The organism is Spirosoma pulveris, from assembly GCF_054781875.1.
Genome location: NZ_BAAGTO010000001.1, coordinates 459,845 through 483,539 on the forward strand (window position 1 = coordinate 459,845; position 23,695 = coordinate 483,539).

At 49.8% G+C, this 23,695-nt stretch carries 16 protein-coding genes; 5 read left to right on the top strand and 11 right to left on the bottom strand.

Going from position 1 to position 23,695, the window contains the following annotated elements; genetic code table 11:
• Positions 1–6 precede the first annotated feature (6 nt).
• Positions 7–1,863, bottom strand: a complete 1,857-nt coding sequence (locus ACYVJM_RS01840) for a M61 family metallopeptidase (protein ID WP_461146501.1) — start codon at positions 1,861–1,863, stop codon at positions 7–9.
• Between the two features lie 205 nt (positions 1,864–2,068).
• Between ACYVJM_RS01840 and ACYVJM_RS01845 the strand changes: the two genes are divergently transcribed.
• The 3 genes from ACYVJM_RS01845 (at position 2,069) to ACYVJM_RS01855 (ending at position 8,085) form a co-directional block, all read left to right on the top strand.
• The gene (locus ACYVJM_RS01845; protein WP_461146502.1) at positions 2,069–5,143 is read left to right on the top strand and encodes a tetratricopeptide repeat protein; all 3,075 of its coding nucleotides are present in this window, start codon (positions 2,069–2,071) and stop codon (positions 5,141–5,143) included.
• 105 nt (positions 5,144–5,248) lie between these two features.
• Complete coding sequence (locus tag ACYVJM_RS01850) at positions 5,249–6,928, top strand: TonB-dependent receptor (RefSeq protein WP_461146503.1); 1,680 nt, start codon at positions 5,249–5,251, stop codon at positions 6,926–6,928.
• Positions 6,929–6,945: 17 nt separating this feature from the next.
• Positions 6,946–8,085: an HU domain-containing protein gene (locus ACYVJM_RS01855; protein WP_461146504.1), complete on the top strand. Its 1,140-nt coding sequence runs from the start codon at positions 6,946–6,948 to the stop codon at positions 8,083–8,085.
• Between the two features lie 113 nt (positions 8,086–8,198).
• On the opposite strand, the gene ACYVJM_RS01860 is transcribed toward ACYVJM_RS01855, so the two are convergent.
• The 10 genes from ACYVJM_RS01860 to ACYVJM_RS01905 form a co-directional block, all read right to left on the bottom strand.
• Positions 8,199–8,534, bottom strand: coding sequence for a hypothetical protein (locus ACYVJM_RS01860; RefSeq protein ID WP_461146505.1), 336 nt, complete (start codon positions 8,532–8,534; stop codon positions 8,199–8,201).
• Positions 8,535–8,719: 185 nt separating this feature from the next.
• Positions 8,720–10,630 (bottom strand): acetate--CoA ligase, encoded by a 1,911-nt coding sequence (gene acs / locus ACYVJM_RS01865; RefSeq protein WP_461146506.1) that lies wholly within the window; start codon positions 10,628–10,630, stop codon positions 8,720–8,722.
• A gap of 55 nt (positions 10,631–10,685) precedes the next feature.
• Complete coding sequence (locus ACYVJM_RS01870) at positions 10,686–12,602, bottom strand: propionyl-CoA synthetase (protein WP_461146507.1); 1,917 nt, start codon at positions 12,600–12,602, stop codon at positions 10,686–10,688.
• Positions 12,603–12,665: 63 nt separating this feature from the next.
• On the bottom strand, positions 12,666–13,037 hold the full coding sequence (locus tag ACYVJM_RS01875; RefSeq protein WP_461146508.1) for a response regulator transcription factor: 372 nt from the start codon (positions 13,035–13,037) through the stop codon (positions 12,666–12,668).
• A gap of 84 nt (positions 13,038–13,121) precedes the next feature.
• Positions 13,122–15,842: an ATP-binding protein gene (locus tag ACYVJM_RS01880; protein WP_461146509.1), complete on the bottom strand. Its 2,721-nt coding sequence runs from the start codon at positions 15,840–15,842 to the stop codon at positions 13,122–13,124.
• Complete coding sequence (locus ACYVJM_RS01885; protein ID WP_461146510.1) at positions 15,835–16,044, bottom strand: hypothetical protein; 210 nt, start codon at positions 16,042–16,044, stop codon at positions 15,835–15,837. Before ACYVJM_RS01885 ends, ACYVJM_RS01880 begins: the two co-directional genes overlap by 8 nt.
• Positions 16,045–16,196: 152 nt before the next feature.
• Complete coding sequence (locus tag ACYVJM_RS01890; protein WP_461146511.1) at positions 16,197–16,415, bottom strand: DUF6814 family protein; 219 nt, start codon at positions 16,413–16,415, stop codon at positions 16,197–16,199.
• Between the two features lie 134 nt (positions 16,416–16,549).
• Entirely contained in the window at positions 16,550–18,136 is a 1,587-nt protein-coding gene (locus ACYVJM_RS01895) for an MFS transporter (protein ID WP_461146512.1), read from the bottom strand.
• A 48-nt stretch (positions 18,137–18,184) separates the two neighbouring features.
• Complete coding sequence (locus tag ACYVJM_RS01900; protein WP_461146513.1) at positions 18,185–19,552, bottom strand: hypothetical protein; 1,368 nt, start codon at positions 19,550–19,552, stop codon at positions 18,185–18,187.
• Positions 19,553–19,747: 195 nt separating this feature from the next.
• The gene (locus ACYVJM_RS01905) at positions 19,748–20,167 is read right to left on the bottom strand and encodes a transposase (RefSeq protein WP_461146514.1); all 420 of its coding nucleotides are present in this window, start codon (positions 20,165–20,167) and stop codon (positions 19,748–19,750) included.
• A gap of 520 nt (positions 20,168–20,687) precedes the next feature.
• Here ACYVJM_RS01905 and ACYVJM_RS01910 point away from each other — a divergent pair.
• Together ACYVJM_RS01910 and cobA are read left to right on the top strand one after the other, a co-directional pair.
• Complete coding sequence (locus ACYVJM_RS01910; RefSeq protein WP_461146515.1) at positions 20,688–22,847, top strand: nitrite reductase; 2,160 nt, start codon at positions 20,688–20,690, stop codon at positions 22,845–22,847.
• Positions 22,848–22,933: 86 nt separating this feature from the next.
• On the top strand, positions 22,934–23,680 hold the full coding sequence (cobA, locus tag ACYVJM_RS01915) for a uroporphyrinogen-III C-methyltransferase (RefSeq protein ID WP_461146516.1): 747 nt from the start codon (positions 22,934–22,936) through the stop codon (positions 23,678–23,680).
• Positions 23,681–23,695 lie beyond the last annotated feature (15 nt).

Sequence of the window (23,695 nt, forward strand, 5' to 3'; positions counted from 1 at the left end):
TGTTTATTAGTTAATGTACAACCATTTGTTGTACAACGCTTTTTGGGCAGCGGTCTGACTGCTCAAAGGCTCGATACGGTAACTGGCCAGTGGGTTCTGGGTGAGGGTAACGGGTATTTCGCGAAGTTGACCCGCCCGATTGACAAGCACAACCAGCTTATCGCCCACCCGACGGCCACTAACAAACCGCAGCAGATCATCGCCAACCCGGAATCCGTCTACCGATATGACTTCATCACCTACATTCAGGCCATCGCGGTAAGCCGCCGAGCCACGCCTAACGGACGAAATGGTTGCCTTTCCGTTCGCAACCGTCGTGGCAGCGCCCAGAAATCCATCCTGCGTTCTGGCTGCTACATTGATCAGTTGCATACCCACCAGTTCAAAATAGGCATTGTAATTTATGGGCTCGGCCGTATTGACCCCGATGTTAAAAAAATCATCAAGTTTACGACCGGCGACCTGCTCAGCTGCCTTCCGAAATTCATCGTCAGTGAAGCCACGTTTCAGCTTTTTGTAATATTCGTTATAGAGAAGCCGCATCAGGTCGTCCATATTACGTTCCCCGTTGCTTGCGCCAATTATAGCCAGATTCAGCAATGTTCCCAGCACGCTGCCTTTGCTGTAGTATGAAATGGTGGTGTTGCTGGAATTTTCGTTGGGCCGGTATCCTTTGATCCAGGCATCCCAACTCGACTCAGCCGCCGACTGCACCCGGGTACCTGGCTGATTCTCAATATCCGTTATACTGCTGGCTACCAAGTTAAGGTAGGCATCCGGTGAATGAAAACCCGCCCTCCGCAGGATGTACTCCTGATAGAATGACGTGCAGCCTTCCGACAGCCACAGCATATGCGTGTAGTTCTCGTTCTCGTAATCGAACGGTCCTAGTGCAACGGGTCGAATACGCTTTACATTCCAGAGGTGAAAGTACTCGTGGGCTACCAGCGACAGAAACCGCTTGTAGTTCGCTTCGGTCGAATAGGCGTTACGGGTTGTTTCGAGGGTCGTGGAGTTTAAGTGCTCAAGACCGCCACCACCCGGCGGAATGTGATGCACAATAAAGGTATAGTGCTTGCAGGGATGCTCACCAACGACGGTTGCCGCAGCTTCACAAACGCGCTTGTAATCGTCGGCCAACCGTTTTTCATTGTAACTTACATCGCCGAACATAGCAACCGAGTGAGGAACATTCGACGCCGTGAAGGTAAACGTAGAATGATTCCCGATCTCAATGGGCGAATCGACCAGAATATCAAAGTCAGCAGCTTCGTAGGTATAGGGCTGCCCGGAAACGGGTTCGAGACCGGTGGCTACGTTTTTCCAGTCTTTGTAAGGCTGCACCACCACGCGTAACGGGATATTTTTCAGTGCATCATGGTACATGAACATACCGGCGGGTGTTACGTAGCCATGGTCGGCATCGACAAAGCTTGTCCGAACGGTCAACTCGTTGGCATATACCCGGTACTTGACGGTCAGGTTATCATCGGTCGTTTGGACACGCCAGGCATTCTTGCGGATTTTTTCGCTGGGAACCGTTTTGCCACCGGCCGATGCCGTAAAAGCTTCCACATTTTTAGCGTATTCGCGAATCAGGTAGGACCCCGGTGTCCAGACCGGCATTTTGATGTCTACATAGCCATTTTTCTTCGCGTTGGTGGCAGCGGCCACGTTCTTCAATTGCATTTCCACCTCAAAATAGTGCGTTTGTGGCTCAGGCATCGAGAGCACATACGTTACGGTGGGTGTGGGTGCCGGTGGATTTTCTTCGGCGGCACGTGTTGGGGTAGCAGTTGATGAAAATGGAGAGAAAAATGTCCAGACAGTAAGTAAATACAGAAGCCGGGCGTTTTTTTTCATACGGAAACAGGAATACCTTCGTTTTTTGTCCAGATTTGACGTGATATTTGTCAATTTGTCGGCGAAACTACGACTCAATTCAGACAAAAAGTAGTTTCAGGGCCATTGTTTCAGGTTTGATTGGGGCTACCCAACGGTTTGCTGTTTTAAGCCGTACGTCAAATTTGTCACACCAACCCGGAAACGTTGAACCAATTTTTGCTCTATGCCCTATTCAACCACCCAAACGGGTCACTACCAATTTTCCAGCATGGTCTTTAATCGGTTGCTGTTCACGCTGACCCTTGGGCTGCTTACTACCCTATCAGCTTTGGCCCAGCGAACCCAGAGTAATGTTGAACCCGACTACCACTACCGAAATGGACTTGAACTCTTCGAGAAAGCCAATTATGCGGCTGCCCGCTATGAATTTCGGCAATACCTGGAGCCCCGGCGGGGCGACGGTGCCAAATCTCTGCTGAATACCAGTGACCAGAACGCAGTAGAAGCAGAATACTACATCGCCCTGACGAGCCTTTATATCGATGAGCCGGGGGCCGAACTTCTGGTTGACCGTTTCGTTAAAAATAACAGCCAGCACCCGAAAGCCGGGCAGCTTTACGGCGATCTGGGTACTTATTATTACAACCGCCAGGATTATACCAAAGCCATCGACTTCCTGGAAAAAGCCGTCCGACAGGGAGGCAGTTCGGTGCAGCAATCGGGTTATAAATACCAGTTAGCTCTCTCCTATTATAATACGCAGAACCTGCAAAAAGCGCTGCCCCTGCTGAATGAAATTAAAGTTGACCCCAACTCGCCCGATGCCCCAGCCGCATCGTACTATGCCGGAACAATAAACTTTCGGAACAAGAACTTTAATGAAGCCGTCGCCGATTTTCGCCGGATCGAGAACAACCCGACCTACCAAAACCAGGTACCAAACTGGATTGCCCAGTCGCTTTACCGGCAGCGTCGGTACGACGATCTACTGGCGTATACCGAGCCTCTGCTCAAACGAAACAATGGTGCGGGTATGAGCGAGGTGGCACTGTTTACGGCAGAAGTGTTTTATCAGCAAAACCAGTTTGCCAAAGCCATTCCTTACTATAAATCGTATATCAACACGGCGGGCGCCAAAGCACCCGGAGCCGTTAAGTTTCGTTACGGGCAGTCGCTCTTCCGCACGGGTGCTTACAATGACGCCATCACCCAGCTTAAAACATTGGCGGGTGGCAAAGATACAACGGCCCAGTATGCAGCGTATACGCTAGGTGTCAGCTACTTACAAACCCAGAACCCGACGTACGCCCTGAATGCCTTCGATCAGGCCGGCCGCTTATCATTTAACCGTGAAATCCAGGAAGAAGCGCGTTTTAACCATGCCAAACTGCAGCTCGACCAGAACAACGGAGCTGATGCGGTAAAAGAACTGACGGCATTTCTGAAGCAATACCCCGACAGTAAGTTTGAGAATGAAGCGAACGAACTGGTTGGCGAAGCGTATTTTGCTTCCAACAATTACCCGGCTGCTATCGCTTACATAGAAGGGCTGAAACGCCGGACCCCGAAAATTAACGCCACCTACCAGCGGCTTACCTACAATCAGGGCATAAACGATTTCAATGCCGAACGGTACCAGCAGGCAGTGGCCAACTTCGATAAGTCGCTGAAATACCCAACTGATACCGGTTTACAGCAGGCCGCCCAGTTCTGGAAGGCGGAATCTTATTCCGCCGGTAAGCAGTACGACACGGCGATTCCCCTCTACGCCAGCCTATCCAAGTCAGGCGGGTCGGATAACTACGCGAACAAGAGCTTGTACGGCCTCGGCTACGCCTATTTCAACAAAAAAGATTATGCCCGTGCTATGCCCTACTTTCGGGATTTTGTGAGTCGTAGTACCGATGCGGAGGACAAAGCCCAGCTTCAGGATGCTACCATCCGGCTTGCCGATACCTACTTTGCGACGAAGCAATACGAAAATGCGCTCCGTTCGTATGATCAGGCCATCACGCAGAACGCCCCAGACAAAGATTATGCCTCGTACCAGAAAGCGGTAATCCTGAGCTATGTTGGTCGGGATGCAGAAGCAAAAGCCCAATTCGACCAGGTTCAGCGCCAATACCCAACTTCACGCTTCGTCGATGAATCCCTTTTCCAGAAAGCGAATGTCGACTTTGAGAAAGGATCGTACCAGGTAGCCATTCAGGGTTTCACGAAATTGATTCAGGATAAGCCAAATAGTGCTTTAATTCCGGCGGCTCTGCTGAAACGGGCCATTGCCTACGGAAACCTGCAACAGTATGATCAGGCGGTGGCCGATTACAAACGTATTCTGGATAACTACGGCGAGTCTGACCAGGCGCAGAGCGCCCTGCTTGGTATTCAAAACACGCTCAACGATGCCGGCAGACCGGAGGAGTTTTCGCAAGTGCTGGGTCAGTATAAAAAGGGTAATCCGGGCAGCACGGATGTAGAGCGGGTACAGTTTGACAATGCCAGGAATATTTATGCCAGTGGTAAATACGAGCAGGCGATCCAGTCGTTCCTCACGTTTATGCAGGAATACCCCGCCAGTCCGAATTTGAATCAGGCTCGGTATTACGTAGCTGAGTCGTATCGTCAGACCAACGATGTAGCAAATGCCCTTCGGTACTACAACATGGTAGTTGCCGATAACAAGTCGGATTATCTGGTTCGAGCCGCTACCCGCGCTGCAGAGCTGGAAGTAAAACAGAAAAACTATGGCCGGGCGGTTCGCAATTACCAACTTATCCAAAGCCGGGCTGGCAGCAAAGCTGAACAGGTTACGGCTCAACTGGGGTTAATGGATACGTATTTTGTATACCCTAAACTGGATTCTGCAGCGGTCATTGCCCGGGAGATCGCGGCTGGCGGCAATGTGGTTCCGGGTGCTCAGAACCGGGCTCAGTTAATGCTTGGAAAAATAGCCCTAAGCCGAAATGACTACAAAACCGCTCAGGCCGATTTTGACAAAACGATTTCCCTCGCCAAAGATGTGTATGGTGCCGAAGCGCAATATTACCTCGGTGAAATTCTGTATCGCCAGAAAAAATACAAAGAGTCGGTAGCGACGCTGTTAAAATTTAACGAGCAGTTCAGCGATTTTGAGTACTGGAAGGGCAAAGCCTTCATTCTGGTCTCGGACAACAACGTCGCTTTGGACGAAATTGCCCAGGCCAAAGCCGTCCTGAACTCCATTATCGAAAATTCATCCGACGAAGCCATCGTTACCGAAGCCAAACAGAAGCTGGCAACGCTGGAGTCAAAAAATTAATGAAAAACGAAGAATGAAATGTGAAGAATTAACCAGTCGTTTTGAAAGGCCTAATTTTTCACGTTTCATTCTCCTTTTTTCACTCAACACGCATCACTTTCCACTATGATCGTACGCCCCCTACTCATCCTCACCCTGCTTGCCGCATCGGCAACGGTTTTTGCCCAGCAACAGCCCAAACGCCCAGTTAAGGAAGGAGAGGTTGACAACCAGGAAATTACCGTTGAAAAGAGCCGAAAGATTGAGCTGCCACCGGCCAATCGAATTTTCAATAAAATTCCATCCAGTAAACCCTCCGTCGAACAACGGAAACTGACCTACGAATTTGAAGACCGGAAACTGACTGTTGGCGACCCTCGGATCACGCCCGGAATTCTGGCACCTACCCTCGGTCAGGCAGATGATACGCCAGCATACAACAACTACCTTAAGCTGGGTGCCGGGAATTACAGCTCGTTTCTGGGAGAAGGTTTTTTCGGGATCAACAACCAATCAAATCTGGCGCTAGAAGGATCGGCCCGGCATTTATCCTCAGCCCTGGGTCCGGTCGATGGCAAGAACTCCGCCCAGAGCGACACCCGCATACGGGTTACCGGGAAGTATCTGGCGGAAGCCTTTAAACTACAGGCCGACCTCGGTTACGACCGCAATGCCTACAATTTTTATGGGTACAGCCGCGAATATGCTGCCCAACCCGCTTTCGATGCCGATCTGATCAAACAACGGCTCAATACGATAAACTTTAAACTGGGCATTGAAAATACGAACTCGGATAATGCCATTGATTATTCCCTGCGAACAGGCGTCACCTCGTTAAAGGATCGCTTTAACGCATCGGAGACGGATTGGGGTACGAATCTGAATGCCTCCGTAGGGATTTCGGATAACTTCTTTGCGCTGCTGGCAGCCGATGCATTCGTTACACAACGGTCTGATGGCTCCATTGTCGATAACCGAAATCTGTTTCGGGTGAAGCCCACCTTTAAGTATACCTCGTCGTTGTTTACGATCACTGCCGGTATCAATGCCGTTAACCAAACGGACCAGCGGCAGGGCATCAACGAAACACGTGCCTTTCCGGTCATTGATGTAGATGTCGTTCCGATTGGTAACGTCCATATTTTCGCCGGTGTCGACGGAGATATCAATCGTAACACCCTTCGCTCGTTGCTCGGTGAGAATAAGTGGCTTTCTCCACAAGTATTGCTGGTTAACACTGTTAAGTCATGGGATATTTACGCCGGTTCAAAGGGAAATCTGGGGGGTGGCTTCTCGTACGAAGGAAAAGCATCGTATGCCCGTTATCGGAACTTCTCGACCTTCAACAACACCAAACCGGACACAACAAAGTTCTTTGTGTTGTACGACGGAGGTGTATCCAACGTGTTAACTTTTTCGGGGCAGCTGGGTTATGCACAGAAAGACAAGTTCCGTTCGACCTTCAAAGCTGATTACTTTAACTACAGTCTCGATAGATTAGAAGCCGCCTGGGGACGCCCTCAAGTAGCCGCAACCTGGAGCAACTCATACATTTTGAACAAAAAATTATTCGTCACCGCAGATTTGTATTTTTATCAGGGAATTAAAAATAAGAATTTCACGTCTGGGACCGTCTACACGTTAAAACCCATTTATGACGCCAATCTGAAAATTGACTATTTCTTAGGAAAACAGATTTCTGCTTTCGTAGCATTAAATAACATATTTGGCCAGAACTACGAGCGGTATTTGTATTATCAGACGCAAGGGCTTAACTTTCTGGGAGGAATTAGTTATTCTTTTTGATAATCCCGAAAAACACTATGGCCGCCGTTAATGAGTACCTCAAGAAGTTGCTGTATCAATACGACTGTGTTGTGGTTCCTGAGCTTGGAGCGTTTCTGACTCATTACCAGCCAGCAGCTTTTACGGAAGCCAGTGGTTTATACCTTCCACCCCGCAAACGGATTGCCTTTAACGAAGCACTACGTTTCGATGACGGTATTCTTGCCAATTACATCATGCTGCATGAACCCCTAACCCGCGAGGGGGCCCAGCGGCATATCAGCCAGTTCGTTTCTGAACTGCGTAAAGAAGTAGAAACGGCAGGTCGGTTTGAGATTGAAAGTATCGGTACATTTACTTATAATGACGAAAACCGTCTGCAATTCGACCCGAGTTTCCGGCATAATTTCTTCGGCGAAGCCTACGGTATGAGTGCGGTGTCAACGCAACTGGTAAACCGTAAGCCTCAATTAGAACCAGCTCTGGAAGCCGTTCCAGTTACAACACTCGGACCGGTTCTGGTTCGAGAGGACGACACTACGCTGACACCCTACCGCCCCGCCCGTACCTACTGGCGTGCAGCCGCAATTGCCTTACTGGTTGGCTCGTTAGGAGCGTTTAGTTATTTCTCGGTTATAAATCCGGGACAGCCTTTCCAAAGTAGTTTGAGTCCGGCTAACCTCATCCAGATCCCAGCGTCGCTGCTTGACCGGTTTACAACAAAAAAAGCTACGGATAAACCAGCAGCCGCTGAAGAAGTAAAGTCTGAAACTGCTGATTTGAATGAGCCTTCACCAGCGGCAACTGTTGCGGTCGTGCCTGAAACGCCGGCTCAGCCCGTTACCGGTACACCCTCTGAAACTGTTGCTATTGCTAAGGAAACTACACTGGCTGAAAAAACAGCTACCAAAGAGGTTGTGGTAGCAGCCAAACCCATTCGTACGGAACCTTACTATACGATCATTGCCGGTAGTTTCACCAGCAAACGAAATGCATTGCGGCTGAAGCGTCGACTCCGTAAAGCAGGTTATGCCGATGCATTTGTGATTGCGCCAGCCCGGAAAGGGCAGCTTTATAAAGTAGCGGCTGCCGGTTCAGCCGATCGGAATGAAGCCATTACCAGCATGGCCGCTATTGACCAACTGGCGGGTGTCGAATCCTGGATTTATAAGAACTAGTCAAAAGCCATTTCATTGTTAGCCTAGTTATAGTAAAAAAGACCGCCTGGACAAGGTGGTCTTTTTTACTTTCGGGAAATAGGTGAACTCCCTTTCCAGAAAGCTTTCCAGCCTTAGGAAAGCACATTCATGAGAATAATAGCGATATGAACGAATGTACTTAGTGCAAAGGCGGGAAAGATATATTTTACGGGCATAGCCGATAAGACAGGAACCAGGATGGCCAAAAAGCCAAACATACTAACCAGAAATTGCCAGTCTCCGCCACCAAAATATGCCATCGTTAGCAGAAGAACCGGCGACAGGATACAACCTTGAATAGCCATAGCGGTAATGGCCCATCCGATTCGGTTGAATTCGGCTTTTTGTACGTAACTGTTGTAAAGCGAGAGCCAGTTTGTTTCGGTTGAACTGGTATACGAGGTTGTTGAATGCGAGAGCGTTGCCATGATTAATTGCGTCTGAATTACATCACAAAGTAAAGACATATGTGCCCGGCGTTGCCTGAAGCAGGTCAGGCAGGGACGTGATTATCATCAGAAAATCGACTGACAAAAAACGAGGAAGCTGCCTGAGTAGCAGCTTCCCCAACTCACTTCGATTTATAGAAACAAACCAACTTTTCAGCAGTCAACTACACGACACCTTCTTTAATTTCTTCCACTACGGCCGGATCGAGCAGGGTTGACGTATCGCCCAGATTACCAAGTTCGCCCTCGGCTATTTTACGCAGAATCCGTCGCATGATCTTTCCGGAACGCGTCTTGGGCAGTCCACCCACAAACTGAATTTTATCCGGTTTGGCAATAGGGCCGATGATCCGGCTCACAGTAGCCAGAATATCCCGCTTCATCAGATCGCTGTCATTGTCAACCGGGGCCTGATCGATGATGACATAAGCGTAAATACCCTGTCCTTTGATATCGTGCGGATAGCCCACCACCGCGCTTTCAACCACACCCGTATGCATATTGATGGCATTTTCTACTTCGGCAGTACCAATTCGGTGCCCGGAAACGTTCAGCACATCGTCCACGCGGCCCGTAATCCGGTAATAGCCGTCCTCATCGCGCAGGCAGCCGTCGCCGGTGAAATATAATCCCGGGTAAGTAGCGAAATACGTTTGTTTGCAGCGTTCGTGGTCGCCGTAGGTTGTTCGCAGCATACCGGGCCAGGGGAACTTGATGCACAGATTTCCGCTCACCCCATTACCCTCAATTTCTTTCCCGTTCTCGTCCACCAGAATAGGCTGAACACCGGGTAATGGCAAAGTGGCGTAAGCTGGCTTGAGCGGTGTGACGTTGGCGATGGGCGAAATCATCAGGCCGCCGGTTTCCGTTTGCCACCAGGTATCGACAATTGGGCATCGGTTTTTACCAATATTATCATCATACCAATGCCAGGCCTCCTCGTTAATAGGCTCACCGACGGAGCCAAGTACTTCCAAACTGCTCAGATCATGTTTATTAACCACATCGAGTCCAAAGCTCATCAGCGATCGGATGGCTGTGGGTGCCGTATAGAGGATATTGACCTTATGTTTGTCGACAATGTCCCAGAAACGACCGGCATCAGGCCAGGTGGGTACGCCTTCGAACAACAGGGAGGTGGCTCCACAGGCTAATGGTCCATAAACTATATAGCTGTGTCCGGTAATCCAGCCGATGTCGGCTGTGCAGAAATGCACCTGCGGACCCGTCCGACCGTCCTCTTTGTACTGGAATACATTCTGAAATGTGTAAGCGGCATAAACCATGTAGCCGCCAATGGTGTGCACAACACCTTTTGGCTTTCCGGTTGAGCCGGAGGTGTATAAGATAAAGAGGATATCTTCGGCGTCCATCTCTTCGGCCGGGCAGTGGGCCGTCACCTGCTTTAACTCCTGCTCCATCCACACATCGCGGCCTTTGAACATAGCAATGGGCGTACGTGTCCGGGTCATGACAATTACCCGCTGCACACTGGGACAACCAAGCAAGGCATCATCTACCGTTCCTTTTAGCGTGATTTCCTTGTTTCCCCGGTAAGCTCCATCGGCAGTAATGACCAGTTTGCATTGCGCGTCGTTGATCCGGTCGGCGATGGACTGGGCGGAGAACCCGCCAAACACGACGGAATGTATGGCACCAATACGGGCACAGGCCAAAACAGATATGGCCAGTTCGGGAACCATAGGCAGGTAAATACAAACACGGTCCCCTTTCTGAACGCCATTGCGTTTCAGCACATTAGCCATCCGGCATACCTGATCATGCAGCATGCGGTAAGTGAGGGTAATACTGGCTTCGTGCGGATCGTTTGGCTCCCAGATGATAGCTGGCTGGTCGCCACGGGTAGCTAGATGTCGATCCAGGCAGTTTTCAGTGATGTTCAGTTTTCCGCCAACGAACCACTTTATATTAGGTTCGGTAAAATTCCATTGCAACGTTTTCTTCCAGGGTTTACGCCAATGAAATTCCTGAGCAATTTCGGCCCAGAAGGATTCAGGATCGTCGACGCTATGTTTGTAAGCCGTCTGGTACTCGTCAAAAGTTTTAATGATCATGGGTAGTGAATGTATTGTTACTGACTAGTAAACTGGTGTAAGGTGGTTCTATGGTTTAGTCGGTCTCGAACAACTGACCGATTCGGCGTCTGGTCAACTCAGCGTTTAGTTCGTCAAGAATCAATGGATCGTCGATCGTGGCCGGGGTTGTGTAGGATTCGCCATCTGCTATGTGCCGTATGATCTTCCGTAGAATTTTGCCAGACCGGGTCTTGGGTAACCGTTTCACCACCAGTGTATTCCGAAAATAGGCGACCGCGCCAATCTGATCGCGAATAAGTGTTACCAGTTCCGCTTCAAGGATGGTTTCATGGGTCTGTACGCCGTCTTTCAGCACAATAAAGCCCACCGGGCGCTGGCCCCGTAGTGGACAGGCAATGCCTACCACGGCGCATTCGGCAACGGCGGGGTGGCTACTGAGGATTTCTTCCATTTCGCCGGTCGACAACCGGTGGCCCGCCACATTTATGACATCATCCACGCGCCCCATAATGAAGACATACCCCTCTTCATCCACATACCCCCCATCGCCCGACAGGTAATAACCGGGGAAGCGGCTCAGGTAAGAAGCGCGAAACCGTTCGTCGTCCTGCCAGAGGGAAGGCAAACAACCGGGAGGCAGGGGAAGCTTTAGACAAACCAGTCCCATTTCATTCGAGCCGAGCCGCTGCCCATCCTCATCCAGTATCTGTAAATCATAGCCACATACGGGCTTAGTAGCGGAACCGGGCTTTACTGGCAGGAACTCTATCCCCAATGCATCAGCGACCATCGGCCAGCCCGACTCGGTTTGCCACCAGTGGTCAATAACCGGCACCTGCACAATCGATTCCAGCCAGTGAAGTGTTGGCGGATCGCACCGTTCTCCGGCAACAAACACACTTTGGAGCGACGAAAGATTGTACTGACGACTCAATACGGCCTCAGGATCTTCTTTTTTGATAGCCCGGAAAGCGGTCGGCGCGGTAAATAATACATGGACCCCATAGGTCTGCACCACCCGCCAGAACGTGCCGGCATCGGGCGTCCGAACGGGCTTACCTTCGAGAATAACCGATGTACAGCCCTGAAGTAGTGGCCCATAAACCGAATAGCTATGCCCAACGGCCCAGCCAAAATCAGACGCGGTAAACATCACCTGTCCGGGTTGTAAATTATACACCGCCTGCATGCTGTACTTAATAGCAACCGCATGTCCGCCATTATCGCGCACGATTCCTTTTGGCTTGCCGGTAGTGCCCGATGTATACAAAATATAGAGCGGATCGGTCGCTTTGACGGGCACACAGTCGGCAGGTTGCGCCTGGCTGACCAGCGAATGCCAGTCGTGGTCCCGACCCTGCTCAAGCTTGGCAACACATTGCATGCGCTGCAAAATCAGGCAATGCTCAGGCTGGAAGCTGGCCCTCCGGAGGGCTTCATTTAACAGGGGTTTGTAGGGAATAATCGTCGTAAACTCGATACCGCAGGATGCCGACAGAATGACTTTGGGTTGGGCATCTTCGATGCGAAGGGCCAGTTCGTGAGGTGCAAATCCGCCAAAGACAACCGAGTGAATAGCTCCCAGTCGGGCGCAGGCCAGCATGGCAAAGGCCGTTTCGGGAATCATTGGCATGTAAATCACGACAGTATCGCCTTTGGTAACGCCCAGCGCCTGCAAAGCTCCCGCCAGTAGAGCAACTTCATCGCGCAGTTCCCGGAAGGTAAACTGCCGAATGGTATTTGTTACGGGTGAATCATGGATGAGGGCTAACTGATCGGCCCGGCCATTCTCAACGTGGTAATCAACGGCGGCATAACAGGTATTGAGCCACCCATCCGCAAACCAACGCGTCAATTCATATTCATCGGTCGAAAGAATTTGCGTGGGAGGAGTGAACCAGGGAATGCTTTTGGCTCGCTCTGCCCAGAACTCCTCCGGATGATTCAGGCTAAACTGATGCCAGTCGGTATACGTGAGAGGAAGGGTCATGAGTGGAAGTCTCCGTTTTTCGGGTTCAGAAATGCTCACTGTCTGTGTGGACCAGCGAATGGCTTATACCTTGGGTTTTATGTTTAATTCGTTGACTTTAGCGATTAGCTCGCGGGTAGAGAACGGTTTGGGGATGTACAGATCAGCCCCCAGATCGAGTCCTTTCTGTATGTCTTTATCCTTACTTTTGGCACTTAGGAAAACAACTTTACAGTGTTGATAATCGGGCGATTGCTTAACAAAGCGGCATACTTCATACCCATCTACCCGAGGCATCATCACATCAAGGAGCAATAAATCAGGCACTTCCTGACGAATAATATCGAAGGCTTCGGCCCCGTCACGGGCAATAAAAACGCGATACCCTTCTTTTTTCATCAAAAACTCCAGCGAGAGCAGAATACTCGGCTCATCATCGACAATCAGCACTTTCATAATGACTTGAAATGATTTTGGCTAATGTAAAGTTTTTATTGACTTTATCTTAACCTAAGCGCCTGCTACCATTAAAACCAGCCTTTAGCATTTGGCAGGCAACGAACAGGTAAACTGCGCACCTTGTCCCGGCACACTGCTAACGGTAATTTGCCCCCTGTGTAATTCAATGATCTTTTTTGAGATAGCCAGCCCCAGACCACTTCCCTTGGGTTTTCGTAGCGTCTGGTTATTCGCCTGATAAAATTTCTCAAAAATCAGTTGCTGCACGTCCGGTTCAATACCAACACCGTTATCGCGGACAGTTAACTCGATCTGCTCATCGTTCAGCATTAAACAAATCGAAACCTGACCCGTACCGGAGGGTGAAAATTTAATAGCGTTGGAAAGCAAATTGATCAGTACCTGCATCAGTCGGTCCCGGTCACCATCTACATAGGCTTGCGTTGGTAAGGGGCAAATTTCCAGCGTTACCGCTTTATCGCGCGCTAATTGCGCCATATTCTCAACAGCCTCCACAATTAAATCTACCATCGAAATTCGCTCGGTAACCAGATTATAGCGCCCTGAATCATACCGTTCCAGATCGAGGACCTGATTGATGAGTCGCGAAAGTCGCTCCGTTTCCCGAATAACCCGGCTTAGAAACTCCTGCCGCGTGGACTCGTCCATATCCGCCTGATCATGAAGGATTTCAGACAGCGCTCGGATCGACGTCAGGGGCGTCCTTATTTCGTGCGTGACGGTCGAGACAAAATCATCTTTCTGCTCATCCGATTGCTTGAGCCGCTCATTGGCCTGACTGAGTTGCAGCGTCATCTGCTGAAGTTCCGCCGATTTCCGCGTCAACTTCTTATTGACCGTCATTAACTCCTGCGAGGCTTTCAGAATATGAATTACCTCGTCTACGGAAAGCGGTTCTTCGTTCGTTACCGATGCCACCAGGATACGGGCCGATGCCGTTCCGATAGCGCCTGCCAGCCACTTTTCGGCATAAGCAACCATTCGCGGGTCGGCGTAGGCACTTTTCGAATCCAGCTGATTCCGCTGACTATACCGGTCGAGCGCCCGCCGGGTGGCTTCTTCCCCAAAGAAAGTGGTCAGCAACGACCGCAAATCGGTGGTTAGGGCCTGTCCATTCCAGGGCGTCGTTTGCTCGGTCGTCCGTGAAAATTGAAATACGTCGACAAAGAGTGTGGCTTGCGACTGATCAAGCACACGCTGCGACCAGTTAAGCGAACCCCAAACGTACGCGCCGATATTGACAAACATCGACCAGAATAACGCGTGCGAGATTGGGTCCAGCCCCGTGAGGCCAAGTAATGCATAGGGTTTCAGGAAGTTCAGTCCCAGAGGGCCTTCGTTCACAAAGGAGTCGGGCAGTAGACCGGCCGTCACCAGGGAGGGTAATATCAGGGTGTATACCCAAATCAGCGCTCCTGCGAGCAACCCGATCTTAGCGCCATAACGGCCACCCCGTTTCCAGAATAACCCACCAATCATTGCCGGCGTAAACTGGGCTACCGCTACGAACGAAACAACCCCCACCGATACCAATGAAAAATGATTACTCACATAATGGTAATAGACATAGGCCAGCAACAGTAAACTGACAATGGTTACCCGGCGGATATTGATGACCAAACCACTTCGCGAAGGTGTGCCGGACGCTGGATCAAATCGTTCCAGCCAGCCGGGCCGACTCACCAGAAGCGGCATGACCACGTTGTTACTGATCATAACGCTAAGGGCAATCGTCTCCACGATAATCATACTCGTTGCCGCCGAAAAACCTCCGATATAGGCCAGTAGCGCCAGATTCGTTTGCCCAAACTGCAGCGGTAGAGATAACACATAGTTATCGGCATCGATTGCCGGACCAAGCATCAGTTTACCGGCAAACATCAGCGGCAGCACAAACAGGTTTATTAAAAACAGGTACAACGGGAAGAGCCACATGGCTTTGTTCAGGTGCTTTTCATCCACATTTTCAACAACGCCAACCTGAAACTGCCGGGGCAAAAATAGTACGGCCATCATGGATAAACAGGAGTACCAAAACCAGTTGGTCGTTGAGGCCGTTGAACTGAAGGTAAACAGCCGCGCCAGCGAGGGCACAGCAGCCGCTCGTTCGAACAGGTCGACGGGTCCGTTGAACAGTACAAACGTGACAAACACCCCAATGGATAAAAAGGCGACGAGTTTAATTACCGATTCAAACGCAATAGCTGTCACCAACCCTTCGTGCCGCTCGGTAGCCTCCAGTTTTCGCGTCCCAAACAAAATGGTGAATAATGCCAGCACCAGACTAATTACCAGTGCCTGGCTGCTTAAGAAAGAAGCCGACGTTCCCGGTACCGACTTCCCGGACATCACGGCAAAACTGTTCGTCACGGCCTTGAGCTGAATGGATATGTACGGAATGGCTCCAAGCACACAAAGTACCGTTGCCATTACGCCAAGGAGTCGGCTTTTTCCGTAGCGCGACGAAATAAAATCGGCAATGCTGGTAATTCGCTGCGTTTTGCAGATTCGAATAATCTTCCGCTGAATCGTCCACCACAGGGGGGCGCCAATGGTTGGGCCGATGTAAGCCGTCAGGTACTCAATACCATCGGAAGCAGCCCGCCCAACACTCCCGTAAAATGTCCAGGCAGTACAATATACGGAGATCGACAGGGCATACAGGTAAGGATTGTTGACCAGACTCCGGCCCGTTTGTGGTCGATGTTCAGCCCAGTAGGCTACCCCAAACAACAAACACAGGTACAACAAAGAGCAAACGACCAGCGTAACACTATTCATTGGGCGTAGTCGATTCGTCAGAGTGAGCCCGGTGGATTAACCACCCGATACCCCCAATTAAGCTGGCCCAAACAGTAAACACGTATAAGTAAAGAACCGGGATACCCAATACTCGCTCAGGTCGGTTCGCGATGGCGAGAATCGGACTATTCAGCAGCAGCAGGAACAAAACGCTGATTAACAAAAGTCGACTTTCTTTCATGGTCTTATGGTGGGCAGAAGGGTTGGGGCATTGGGCGTGGGCAGAGGGCAAGGGGCTTGGAGTTAAGGAAGAGTTTGCTATCGAGATTTTACCACCTCCATACCCGCGCCCCTGCCTATACCCATTGCCCCAACCCCGCTGCCCTTACCTATTTATTCTTCGTCGTAATCGCCGGCGAGTGCGTACCGGCCAAAGGTGATCAAACCACCGACCACAATGGGTACCAATACCAGTAATACCACCCAGCCGAATACATTATCTTCCAGTTTTTCGCTGGCTATTTTGACTAAACTGTCCAGGATTCGGTCGTAGGCTACGAGCAGACCCAATAGAATCCAGACAACCCCCATGTATTTCTTGATTGATTTCATGTGTCTTATAGTTCGGGAAGAAGCCCGCAGTTGCCAGCCTCTGTTCAAGTGAGAATTGTTTAACTTCAGGCAGAGGCAATTGAGGCTGCCTGGCCTTTTGCTTATTTTTAGCGTTGGCTGATCAGGTTCCGTTGTTAGTCGCGCTCGACGGCTTTGGCGCTGTTACTCAGGTAAAGCAAGCCAATCACAAAGGACACACTCGCCACAATGATCGGGTACCAGAGTCCTTCCAGATAAGCTTTGGGAACAACGGGAGCCGCACCAGCCGCTGCCGCAGTTTCATTCGCCTTCGTAGCCGTTGCCACCAGTGCCGTTGCAATAAATGGGACCAGCCCACCAAAAACACCGTTACCAATATGGTAGGGCAACGACATCGAGGTGTAGCGAATACGAGTCGGGAACAGCTCAACCAAAAAGGCAGCTATTGGCCCGTATACCATCGTTACATACAATACCTGAAGTAATACGAGGAAAATCATCACCATTAGATCGCCCGTCGACATCGTCACCGATTTGACTACCTCGGGCTTTGGCTTTTCTACCGATGCATTAGCCGGAACAGTCTGCTTCGACACTTCTTTATAAGCGGTACCATCGGCATAGGCTTTGGTTGTCGTTGTGGTGATCAGCGAATCGGCAGTGTTCGCTACCAACGCTTTTATAACGTCTACCTTCGTCTGTTCAGTCAGCTCCTGTTTCGTCTTCAGATCCGTCAGGCTGTACATTTTCTCGTAGATGGGCCGATACGTCAGAATGCCCAGGGCCATACCGGCCAGCATGATTCCTTTACGACCAATTTTGTCTGACAAACCCCCAAATATGACGAAGAATGGTGTGGCAATCAGCAGAGCCACCGCCACGATAATATTGGACTGAACAAACTCGACATTACAGGCTTTTTGTATAAATGACAGTGCGTAAAACTGTCCGGTGTACCAGATAACGCCCTGTCCCATGGTAGCACCGAACAAAGCCAGTAATACCATTTTCAAATTTTCACGCTTGCCAAAGCTTTCAGCCAGTGGATTTTTAGACGTTTTCCCTTCTGATTTCAGCTTGGTAAATACCGGCGACTCCGACATCTTCAGGCGGATGTAAATAGAAACGCCTACCAGCAAAGCAGATAAGACAAAGGGTACCCGCCAGCCCCATTTGGCAAAATCTTCGACGCCAACCAACTGCCGGGTGGCCACAATCACGCCCAGCGACACGAACAATCCTAAGGTTGCCGTTGTCTGAATAAAGCTGGTGTAATAACCGCGACGGCCTTCGGGAGCATATTCTGCTACATAAGTAGCCGCTCCACCGTATTCACCTCCCAGGGCCAGCCCCTGAATCAGGCGCAGTAATAAGACGAGTAACGGAGCCCAGAAACCGATGGTCTCGTAACCCGGAATCAAGCCGATAAAAAAAGTTGATCCGCCCATCAGCACCAGCGTCACCAGAAACGTATATTTTCGGCCAACGAGATCGCCTAGCCGACCAAACACTAAGGCTCCAAACGGACGCACAATGAAACCGGCGGCAAATGTTGCCAGCGTGGATAGCAAGGCAGCCGTTGGGTTATCTTTTGGAAAAAATTGGGTCGATAGAATAGCCGCCAGACTACCAAAGATGTAAAAATCGTACCATTCAATGAGGGTTCCCAGCGAAGAGGCACCAATTACGCTTAGTAACGTTTTGGTACCGGCTACGGATTTGGGGGTTTGTTCTACAATCATTTTTATTGAGGTATTGAGGGTTTGGAATTCACGTACTAAATAGAGTTTTTAGAAAGAATATACTGTTGTGATCAGCAAACGTGTGTTCGTAATCTGATCCGCCCCGGTCACTTTAGCATCCGTCGATGAGGTGCCATAGCCAGCCGTTGTTAGTTCCAGCTCGGTTCCAACGCGAAACCGGCCCGAAACAACTTCCAGTCGGGGTGCTACCCGAAACAAATTATCGATACCGCCCCGTCCGCCAATGCCGATACCACGTCCGTAAGCAGCAACCGCATTGGAATCATTACCCGTATTTTTTGAATAGCCGACAAATATGGCCGGTATTACAGTTTTACCATTGCCCGTCAATTCAGCCCATACCGATGTAATACCCGTTGGCTTATAGACCGTTTCCAGGGCGGGCGTTGTACCTGTTGCTGCCGTACCATAGGCTAGAAAGCCGCCCAGCATTACATGATCGGTCATGTTCGAGCCTTTGAGGGCTTCAACCTTCAACGTAGTGGTTCGGCCAACTACCTTCAAATACGCCATAATGGCCGAACTACCCACCGTGGCCTTACTCACTACTAAAGAAGTTCCGCTACCCGTCGAAAGTCGGGGCCGAATAACTTTATAATCGAAAGCCAGACCAGCCACTACCCTATCCTGCTTCAGTTGCAGTTGCGCATGCAGATTAGGAACCGCCGAATTCCGAATGTATTCGGACGATCCTCCGTTTATACCAATACTGGTGAAATCGCGTTGCGCGATCACGGCCACTATAAGGCTGACATGTTTTCCCAAGTGTTCGGTAAGCCGAATTTGCGGGCTTCGATTAAACGGCTGAAATGGAATGCCGGTGTTGAAGTTTACCACACCCGGAAATACCTCAGGCACAAACAGAGGATGCCAAAACTGCCCAAACCCCAGTTGCCGCTTTGCCCAATCAAGTTTGGCCCAGGCGTGCCGTAACCGAACCCCGCCCACGGCGGCATCCGACGGCCCAAACCATTCCATTTCCAGCAATCCCGACGTTTTAGCACCAAAGGCATCAGGACCGGTAAATACGGCGCCAAGCCGACTATTAATGGCTAGCATATTGAAATTTGCAACCGCATTGACATCCTGACCATTTATATCAAGCTGTTTATCCCGTGGGTACAAATCCACCGAAGCTTCACGCAGGTTAATTGTCTGGCGGGTATCTAACGAAAAATCGTTTCGTACAAAGCCGGTAAATTTCAGGTTGATGGCCGACGTTTCGGCAGGTTTGTTTGTACCGACAGCCTGTCCGGCATTGGATGGTGGTATCGAATTCAGCGTGGTTACAGGGGTAGTCAGTGTCAACACCTGGGGAGCTGTCGACTGCGACCAGGCAACTTCTCCCAGGAGCAGTCCGATACTCGTAAGCGTAAGCGAATGAGACAGTTTCATGAATCGTAGGCAGGGTTTTGAGAAGTCGTTTGACGATTCAAAACACCCACAAAGCCAGCTAACTGTCAACTGATTGGCATAGATACGGTCAATTGCTATAGATAGCTTTATTTAGCTCTGGTTTTCGTTACCAGACATTTTCCTGAAATTGCCTTCCCTACACTTTTGACTATCTTTTTACTGCCAAGTAGGTATTCATTCCTTGAACCGCTCCCATTTGATAAGCATGAATTTATCACCCAATTCTGTTACGATCATACCGGCTCCCTCTGTATTTTTTCGATCCGAATAAAATTCTACCAACTCTCTGTGGTTAAGTATTTTATAGGTTGGATGATAGGTGTTATTCTCTGGAATCTTGATTTGATACTTCTTCACCCAATTCATGACCGACACATGACTAATACCCAGTAACCGTTCGATCTCGCGAAAGCTAACGCCCTCAATATAAAGCTGTAAGGCTTTGATAACGTAATAAGAGCTGATCCCTTTCCCAACTTTCCCAACCGTAAAGTTATAGCGGCATTTCTTACACCGAAACCGTTGACGCTGGTTTACAACACCATTTCGGACTGCATCCACTGCATCACATTTCGGACATTTTAGCGTTGCCATCTCACCCGTATGGTTATCTATACATATTTAGCAAATATATAGCAAATTAGCAGAATGAGTCATTTTTTTCTGGAAAAAGTCAAATTCATCCGTAAGCTCATCTTCTCTCAATCAGTTGAAACTCATGTTAAAACTTGTATTCCCATTTGAAATCGGAAGCGGTTACTTTACCATTGATGAAAACACTCTCTCGTAAATAATTCGCGGTATAGTCATTTGCTGGTAGGTAACTTGAATTGACTATATGTCTGCCATTAAGGACTCCATCTGTTCATGTTTTGCTTTCATGAACTTTGCTTGTTTGAAACCACGAATGAATTACACATGTTACCCTATGGAATCCCTGTAAGTGGTTCTCTACCATAACCGTAGTTTATCGTCCATAACTACAAGTTGGGCAACACATGAACTAAAAAAGGGGTTTAATCAATTATACTTGCAAAGAAGTCAACGCCGGAGTTTGCCGGCGTTTCGTTTTAATAGATTAGTTGATTAAATCTATAGACTATATACTTTTCCTATGTCTATCCTATTGACCGATAACGTTAGCCCGGCAGCCAGACGCGACATTCTGGATCTTGAGCAAAAAATCAGTTCGTTCCGCTCGGGCGATATAGCCGATGAAGCTTTCCGTAAGTTCCGCCTAACGCGCGGTGTATATGGTCAGCGACAGCCCGGTGTGCAGATGATCCGTATCAAATTGCCTCATGGACGGATCACATCCGATCAACTTGTTCGCATTGCCGACTTGTCGGATAAATATGCAACGGGGAATCTCCATGCCACCACCCGGCAGGATATTCAGTTGCACTTCGTAAAACTGGCCGATTCTCCTCAGTTGTGGGCCGAGCTGGAAGATGCCGGTATTACCCTGAAAGAAGCTTGTGGCAATACCGTCCGTAATGTGACAGGATCGGCCCGCGCCGGGATTGACCCGCTGGAGCCATTCGATATTACGCCCTACGCTTATAAAGTATTCGATTATTTCCTGCGTAACCCAATCTGCCAGGATATGGGTCGTAAGTTCAAGATTTCACTTTCATCGAGTGAAAAAGATTCAGCTTACGGCTACATGCATGATGTGGGGTTGGTAGCACGGATTCAGGATGGCAAGCGGGGCTTTAAGGTTATGCTGGGTGGTGGCCTTGGCGCACAGCCTTTCTCCGCGCAAACGGCCTTCGAATTTCTGGAAGAGGACCGCATTATTCCATTTATTGAAGGCGTAATTCGTGTATTTGATCGCTATGGCGAACGCCAGAAGCGCCACAAAGCCCGCATGAAATACCTCCTCAATGACATCGGTCTGGAGGAGTTGTTACGCCGGATAGAGGAGGAAACGCCTGCCTTGAAAAACAAACTGTTCTCGGTTGACAGTACACCGTCTGTGTCTGAACAGTACGCCGATCGCCCGGAAGTGAGCGGCTATACATTCGAAACCGAGAATCAAAAGCTGAATACCTGGTTCAAAACAAACGTTTTTGAGCAGAAACAGGCCGGTTGGTATGCCGTTCAGCTACGGGTGCTGCTCGGCGATATGCATTCCGACACTGCCAGAGCACTGGCGCAGATCGTGAAGCAGTTTGCCGCCGATGACATTCGGGTAACGGTCAATCAGGGGTATCTGCTACGGTTTATCCGTCCGGAAGACCTACCCGCTGTATTTGATGCGCTTGATGCCCTAGGTCTGGCAGAACCGGGTTTTGATACGACGGCCGACATTACCACCTGCCCCGGTACCGATACCTGTAATCTGGCTATTTCCAGCAGCTACGGAATTACCCGGGCACTGGAACGGATGATGCACGATGAATTCCCGGACCTTGTTTTCAACGATGATATCAAGATCAAGATATCGGGCTGTATGAACGGCTGCGGCCAACACTCCGTTGCGAATATTGGCTATCACGGTTCTTCGTTAAAAAACGGTGCCTATGTACTGCCTGCCCTGCAAGTATTGCTGGGTGGTGGTTTCAACGGTAGAGGTGAAGGATTAATTGCCGACAAAGTCATTAAAATCCCGGCAAAACGCGGTCCGGAATCCCTCCGCTCGCTCCTGCGCGATTTTGAAGCCAACGCTTTCGATGGTGAATACTACAGCGATTACTACGCCCGGCAGGGAAAGAATTACTTCTACCAGTTGCTCAAACCCATCGCGGACTTGAAAACACTGGTTGACAGTGACTACATCGATTGGGACCATACGGAACAGTACGTGACAGAAGTGGGTATTGGCGAGTGCGCCAGTGTACTCATCGATCTCGTGGCTACTACGCTCACCGAAGCCAGCGAAAAGCTGGGCTGGGCGCAGGAAGCCCTTGGTGAAAGCCGCTGGGCCGATGCGTTGTACCATGCGTATAATGTGTTTATCACTGGCGCACGGGCCGCGCTCATGAGCCGCGATATTCCAACCAATACGCAGCACGGCATTGTCAGCGATTTCGACAAAACGTTTGCGGCTGGATCGTCGCAGGGCAATGGAATTAGCTTCCATGAATCAGAAGGCGACTTTAAAGCACTGGTATTCAGTATCAATAAGCAGGAGCCTTCCGAAGAATTTGCCCGTCAGTTCATCGCTAAGGCAGAAACATTTTTGCAAGCCGTTCAAGTCTACCGCAATCAGCAAATTGAGCAGGAAGGCGCACCCGAGTTGCAGGAATTGACTCAAGCACAGGATAGTTAATTGTGTGTATGATATATGCTATAGGGTGTATGCCAAAAACGTAGCATAACCTGCCATATACCATACATCCTACATCATATAGTAAAATGAAACTGACTCTCGTCGGAGCCGGACCAGGCGATCCGGACTTAATAACGGTAAAGGGAATTAAGGCATTGCAACAAGCCGATGTGGTCATGTACGATGCCCTGGTTCACCCCGACTTATTGGAGTACTGCCGCCCCGACACGCTGAAAGTGTATGTGGGGAAACGGCGGGGTGCTTACTCGTGCATGCAGGAGGACATTAATCCCCTCATCGTCCATTATGCTCAACAATACGGGCATGTGGTGCGGTTAAAAGGTGGCGACTCCTTCGTATTTGGCCGTGGGTTTGAAGAAATTGAGTTTGCCCGTCAGCACGGCATCGAGACACAGGTAATACCAGGCTTGTCGAGCAGCTATTCGGTACCGGCAGCAGCTAATATTCCGCTAACTACGCGGGGTATATCTGAAAGCTTTTGGGTGGTAACGGGCACGACGAAGGCGGGTCAGCTTTCCAACGACCTGAGCCTGGCAGCCCAGTCGACTGCTACCGTCGTCATTTTAATGGGCATGCATAAACTGGCTGACATCATGGGGGTTTTTGCACAATATGGCAAAAGCGATACCCCTGTCGCCATTATTCAGAACGGCACCCTCCCCGACCAGCAAATGGTTGTTGGGCGTGTTCAGGATATTATCGAAAAAGTGAACGAATCGGGCGTTGGTAACCCGGCCATCATCGTTATAGGCGAAGTGGCAGGGCTTACATTGTCAGAGATTCGGACTCTGGAAACAGCGCATAAGGCATAGGAAAGCAGTAAATAA

What these genes read in the sequence shown, in the direction of transcription:
- ACYVJM_RS01840 (WP_461146501.1), bottom strand. Translation starts at nt 1,863, where the DNA reads ATGAAAAAAAACGCCCGGCTTCTGTATTTACTTACTGTCTGGACATTT.
- ACYVJM_RS01845 (WP_461146502.1), top strand. Translation starts at nt 2,069, where the DNA reads ATGCCCTATTCAACCACCCAAACGGGTCACTACCAATTTTCCAGCATG.
- ACYVJM_RS01850 (WP_461146503.1), top strand. Translation starts at nt 5,249, where the DNA reads ATGATCGTACGCCCCCTACTCATCCTCACCCTGCTTGCCGCATCGGCA.
- ACYVJM_RS01855 (WP_461146504.1), top strand. Translation starts at nt 6,946, where the DNA reads ATGGCCGCCGTTAATGAGTACCTCAAGAAGTTGCTGTATCAATACGAC.
- ACYVJM_RS01860 (WP_461146505.1), bottom strand. Translation starts at nt 8,534, where the DNA reads ATGGCAACGCTCTCGCATTCAACAACCTCGTATACCAGTTCAACCGAA.
- acs (WP_461146506.1), bottom strand. Translation starts at nt 10,630, where the DNA reads ATGATCATTAAAACTTTTGACGAGTACCAGACGGCTTACAAACATAGC.
- ACYVJM_RS01870 (WP_461146507.1), bottom strand. Translation starts at nt 12,602, where the DNA reads ATGACCCTTCCTCTCACGTATACCGACTGGCATCAGTTTAGCCTGAAT.
- ACYVJM_RS01875 (WP_461146508.1), bottom strand. Translation starts at nt 13,037, where the DNA reads ATGAAAGTGCTGATTGTCGATGATGAGCCGAGTATTCTGCTCTCGCTG.
- ACYVJM_RS01880 (WP_461146509.1), bottom strand. Translation starts at nt 15,842, where the DNA reads ATGAATAGTGTTACGCTGGTCGTTTGCTCTTTGTTGTACCTGTGTTTG.
- ACYVJM_RS01885 (WP_461146510.1), bottom strand. Translation starts at nt 16,044, where the DNA reads ATGAAAGAAAGTCGACTTTTGTTAATCAGCGTTTTGTTCCTGCTGCTG.
- ACYVJM_RS01890 (WP_461146511.1), bottom strand. Translation starts at nt 16,415, where the DNA reads ATGAAATCAATCAAGAAATACATGGGGGTTGTCTGGATTCTATTGGGT.
- ACYVJM_RS01895 (WP_461146512.1), bottom strand. Translation starts at nt 18,136, where the DNA reads ATGATTGTAGAACAAACCCCCAAATCCGTAGCCGGTACCAAAACGTTA.
- ACYVJM_RS01900 (WP_461146513.1), bottom strand. Translation starts at nt 19,552, where the DNA reads ATGAAACTGTCTCATTCGCTTACGCTTACGAGTATCGGACTGCTCCTG.
- ACYVJM_RS01905 (WP_461146514.1), bottom strand. Translation starts at nt 20,167, where the DNA reads ATGGCAACGCTAAAATGTCCGAAATGTGATGCAGTGGATGCAGTCCGA.
- ACYVJM_RS01910 (WP_461146515.1), top strand. Translation starts at nt 20,688, where the DNA reads ATGTCTATCCTATTGACCGATAACGTTAGCCCGGCAGCCAGACGCGAC.
- cobA (WP_461146516.1), top strand. Translation starts at nt 22,934, where the DNA reads ATGAAACTGACTCTCGTCGGAGCCGGACCAGGCGATCCGGACTTAATA.